This is a genomic window from Streptomyces sp. NRRL S-495 (genome assembly GCF_000966955.1).
GTDB lineage: Bacteria > Actinomycetota > Actinomycetes > Streptomycetales > Streptomycetaceae > Kitasatospora > Kitasatospora purpeofusca.
Genome location: NZ_JZWY01000158.1, coordinates 1 through 4,670, shown reverse-complemented (window position 1 = coordinate 4,670; position 4,670 = coordinate 1). Strand labels below are relative to the sequence as shown.

At 70.3% G+C, this 4,670-nt stretch carries 4 protein-coding genes; 3 read left to right on the top strand and 1 reads right to left on the bottom strand.

All coding sequences use genetic code 11. The annotated features are described in order from the left end of the window. On the bottom strand, positions 1-903 hold a 903-nt coding region (locus tag VR45_RS10665), incomplete at its 3' end, for an ROK family protein (protein WP_286163162.1). A 377-nt stretch (positions 904-1,280) separates the two neighbouring features. Between VR45_RS10665 and VR45_RS10660 the strand changes: the two genes are divergently transcribed. The 3 genes from VR45_RS10660 to VR45_RS10650 form a co-directional block, all read left to right on the top strand. Further along, a complete protein-coding gene (locus VR45_RS10660) occupies positions 1,281-2,081 on the top strand; it encodes a DeoR/GlpR family DNA-binding transcription regulator (protein WP_045939456.1) in 801 nt (266 codons plus the stop codon). Between the two features lie 386 nt (positions 2,082-2,467). Then, complete coding sequence (locus VR45_RS10655; protein ID WP_045939455.1) at positions 2,468-3,739, top strand: extracellular solute-binding protein; 1,272 nt, start codon at positions 2,468-2,470, stop codon at positions 3,737-3,739. A gap of 43 nt (positions 3,740-3,782) precedes the next feature. Next, positions 3,783-4,670 (top strand): sugar ABC transporter permease (locus VR45_RS10650; protein WP_045939454.1); only part of this gene is annotated, 888 nt, incomplete at its 3' end.

Here is a 4,670-nt window from a genome sequence, read left to right as displayed (position 1 = left end):
GGGGTGTCCGGCGGCCCGCCAGGCCGCGAGGCCCGCGCCGAGACAGGCCGCCCGGTCGCCGAGTTCGGCGCGCACCACGACGGGACGGCGCTGGAAGGTCAGGCGCTCCGTCAGGCCGGCCCGCACGGGGTCGAGCAGGAGCCGGTCCGCCTCGGCGAGGCCGCCGCCCAGCACGATCAGTTCCGGCGCGAGCAGGGTGGTGGCGGTGGCCAGTGCTTCCGCCAGTCCGGTCGCGGCCCGGTCCCAGACCGCCCGCGCCACGGGGTCGCCCTGCGCGGTCAGGGCGGCCACGTCGGCCGCGCCGGACACGGGCCGGCCGGTGCGCGCGGTGTAGGCGGACGCCACGGCGGCGGCGGAGGCCACCGTCTCCAGGCAGCCGGAGCCTCCGCAGGCGCACGCTCCCATCCCGGACGCGACGGGGATGTGGCCGATCTCGCCCGCGTACCCGCGGGCCAGGAGCGGTCGGCCGTCGCAGACGAGGGCCGCGGCGATGCCGGTGCCGATGGCGACGAACAGGACGTCGTCCGCCCCGCGGGCGGCCCCCATCGCGCATTCGGCGACGCCGCCCGCGCGGACGTCGTGGCCCAGGGTGACGGGCAGGCCGGTCCGTTCCTCCAGCAGGGCGGCGAGCGGGAGGTCCTGCCAGCCGAGGTTCACCGACCGGACGGCGAGCCGGCGGGCGTCGTCGACGATGCCGGGGACGGCCACCCCCGCGTGGTGCACCGGCAGGCCGGACCCGGCGGCCGAGCGGTTCAGGCCGAGCAGGGTGTCGGTGATGGCGTCGAGGACGGCGGACGGCCCGTCGGCGCGCGGAGTGGGCCGGTGCACGGTGTGCAGGGGGCGCATGCCGTGGTCGAGAACGGCGCCCTTCATCCCGGTGCCGCCGACGTCGAGTGCGATCACGCACCCGGGCGGGTGGCCGTCAGACGGGGGCGCAGCGGGGGGCGTGGAGCCGACCGGGGACGGGGAGGTGTTGCTGATCATGGGTGCCGAACCATCCTGGATGATCGAAGATGCGCACTGATAGCGCCAAAGATGCGAAATCCATCAAGATGTGTGAGCGCAGTATCCACGCAGAAGGCTCGCCGAGTCCAGAGGTCGGCCGCCGAATGTCGTGTGACGTGCGCGGTTTGCCCGCGCCACGCCTTGCGCGACGGTGCGGCGATACGATCAACTCCGCGCATACGTCCCGGGTCGGCGGACCGGCCGCCCAGGGCGGTTTCCGTTCCCGCCGGACGCGGCGCGGTGCCGGAGTTCCAGTCGAAGAAGGGTTGCTGCGCATGTCCAAGCAGGAGAGGTGGAGCAAGCTGCTCGAACTGCTCGCGGTCGACGGCAAGCTGGACGTCGACGAGGCGGCCGTTTCGGTGGCGGTGTCGCCGGCGACCATCCGGCGCGACCTCGACGAGCTGGCCGAGCAGCGGCTGCTCGTCCGTACGCGCGGAGGGGCGATCGCGCACGGCGTCTCCTACGAACTCCCGATGCGCTACAAGTCCTCGCGCCGGGTGTCGGACAAGCAGCGCATCGCGACTGCGGTGGCCGAACTGCTGGGGGAGGGGGACGTCGTCGGGCTCAACGGCGGCACCACCACCACCGAGGTGGCCCGGGCACTGGTGCTCCGGGCCGGCGGGGGGCCCGCTGAGCGGGGGGACGCGGCCTCCGGGCCGCTCTACACGGTCGTCACCAACTCCCTGAACATCGCCGGTGAACTCGCGGTCCGCCCGCAGTTCAAGCTGGTGGTGACCGGTGGCGTGGCGCGGCCCCAGACCTACGAGCTGGTCGGGCCGCTGACGGAGGGCGTGCTGAACCAGGTGGTCCTCGACGTCGCCGTGCTGGGTGTGGACGGCGTCGACCCGAGACTCGGCGTGATGACGCACCACGAGGACGAGGCCGGCATCAGCCGGCTGCTCGCGGAGCGTGCCCGGAAGGTGGTCCTCGCGACGGACTCGTCCAAGATCGGCAGACGCGCCTTCGCCCGGATCTGCGGCCTGGACCGGATCGACGTGCTGGTCACGGACTCCGGTCTGGTTCCCGAGATGGCGGCGCGGTTCATCGAGGCCGGTATCGAGGTCATCGCGGTCTGACTCTCCCGGACCACCCTCACGCCGCCGTAACCGGGTGCACGAAGCGCCTCCGCCCGGCGGGCTCCGCTCCCGCGGCAGCCCGCCGGGCGCTTTCCGTTCCGGCGTCGGGCGGGAGGACGGTGACCGGCCGGCCGGTGGCGCCGCCGTCAGGTGTTCCTTCTGTGTTCCTCCGGTGCTGGACGCCTGTCACGTTGGCATCGTTTGCGTAACAGGTCTGGCTCGGGGCCCGCCTGCTCGTGTTTACTTTGCCCACGGCAGATGCTCGTTTATGAGCGAAACACGGTTGGATCTTCCACGTGTATGCACGCTCCGAACTCTGCGGCAGTTTCCGGACCCCCACTGGGCCGCGTCGTCGAGACCGGCCGGGAGACAAGGCGGTACTGACGATGAACAAGCGCTCTCTCGCAGCGGCCTGTGCCTGCACCTTCGGGGCGCTCGCCCTCACCGCCTGCGGCAGCGGCGGCAGCACGGCCTCCGCCGACAAGGACGTGACGCTGAAGCTGGTGGCCGCCGACTACGGCGACAAGGCCTCGAACAGCTCGGCGTCCTACTGGAAGGACGTGGCGGACCGGTTCACCGCCGCCAACCCGAAGATCAAGGTCGACGTCCAGGTGATCAACTGGAACGACATCGACTCGCAGGTCAAGACGATGATCCAGAGCGGCAACGTGCCCGACGTCCTGCAGACCGGCGGCTACGCGGACAAGGTCGCCGACAACCTGCTGTACCGGGCGGACGAGGTGCTCTCGGAGCAGACCCGGGCCAACCTGATCGACAGTTTCGCCAAGGCCGGCGAGGTCGACGGCAAGCCCTACGGGATCCCGTTCGTCGCCTCGGCGCGGGCGTTCTTCTACAACAAGGCGCTCTTCGCCCAGGCGGGCATCACCGAGGCCCCCAAGAGCTGGGACGACGTCAAGGCCGCCGCCGAGAAGATCAAGGCGGCGGTGCCGGTGCCGGGCGTGACCCCCTACGCGTTGCCGCTCGGGCCCGAGGAGGCCCAGGGCGAGTCCCTGATCTGGGAGCTCGGCAACGCCGGCGGTGTCACGGACGCCAAGGGCGCCTACACACTCAACAGCCAGGCCAACATCGACGCGTTCACCTGGCTGAGGACGAACCTCGTCGCTCCCGGCCTGACCTACGCCAACCCCGCGACGACGGACCGCAAGACCGCCTTCGCGGACTTCGCGGCCGGCAAGGTCGCGATGCTCAACGGCCACCCCTCGCTGATCCAGATGTCCAAGGACGGCAAGGTCGACTACGGCGTCGCGCCGATCCCCGGAAAGGCCGGTGCGCTGAAGTCCACGCTCGGCGTCGCCGACTGGATGATGGCGTTCAAGGGCCCCGGCCACAAGGAGCAGGTCCGCGCGTTCCTCGACTTCGCGTACGCCAAGGAGAACACGCTCAAGTTCGACGAGCTCTACAACCTGATGCCGGTCACCGAGGACACCCTCGGGGAGATGACCGGCAACGGCAGGCACCAGGACCTCGAGCCCTTCTTCTCGCTGCTGCCGAACGCGGTGTTCTACCCGCTCGGCGACACGACCTGGGACGCCGTCTCCGCCGAGATCAAGAAGAGCGGAGGCACGGCCGTGAACGACCCGGCCAAGGTCCTGGGGGAGCTGCAGAAGAAGGCCGAGGCAGCGGTCTCCGACAAGTAGGCAGCCCGCGCACCGCATTGTCACGGAAGGCAGGCACTCCCTCGTGTCCACCACTTCAACCACATCGCGCCCGGTCCGCAAGGACAGGGGCGGCCTGGCCCGGCTGGGACCGCTTCCCTGGATCGGGCCGGCCGTCCTGCTGATCGCACTGGTCGTCCTCTGGCCGGTCTACGAGATGGTCCGCACCTCGTTCCTGAGGATCAGCAGCAGCGGATTCGTCCGGGGCTCGGCCGGATTCGACAAGTACAAGCAGCTGTTCGCGGAACCGTCACTGCCCTCGGTCGTCCTGTCGACCGTGCTGTGGACGGTGGTCGTGGTCGGCGCGACCATGCTGGTCTCCCTGGCGCTGGCCCAGCTCTTCAACCAGAAGTTCCCCGGCCGGCGCCTCACCCGCTGGGCGCTCATCGCGCCCTGGGCCGCCTCGGTCGTGATGACCGCCATCGGCTTCAAGTGGATGCTCAACCAGACGGCGGGCGTCCTCAACACCCTCATGACCGACCTCGGTCTGATCGACAGCCCCCGGGACTGGCTCGGCGACCCCGCGACGGCCTGGCCCTGGATGATGTTCGTCGCCGTCTTCGTCTCCCTGCCCTTCACCACCTACACCCTGCTGGCGGGACTGCAGACCGTCCCCGGCGAGGTCTACGAGGCGGCCCGGGTGGACGGCGCCGGCCCCTGGCAGACGTACTTCCGGATCACCCTCCCGCTGCTGCGGCCGGCGTTCCTGGTCGGAGTGGTCATCAATCTGATCAACGTCTTCAACTCCTTCCCGATCATCTGGAGCATGACCCACGGTGGTCCGGACAGCGACACCGCCACCACCACCGTGTTCATGTACCAGCTCAAGAACTCGGACATCGGGGAGTCCGCCGCGATGTCCGTGGTGAACTTCGCCCTCGTCGTCGTCATGGTCGTCGTCTTCCCCAAGGCC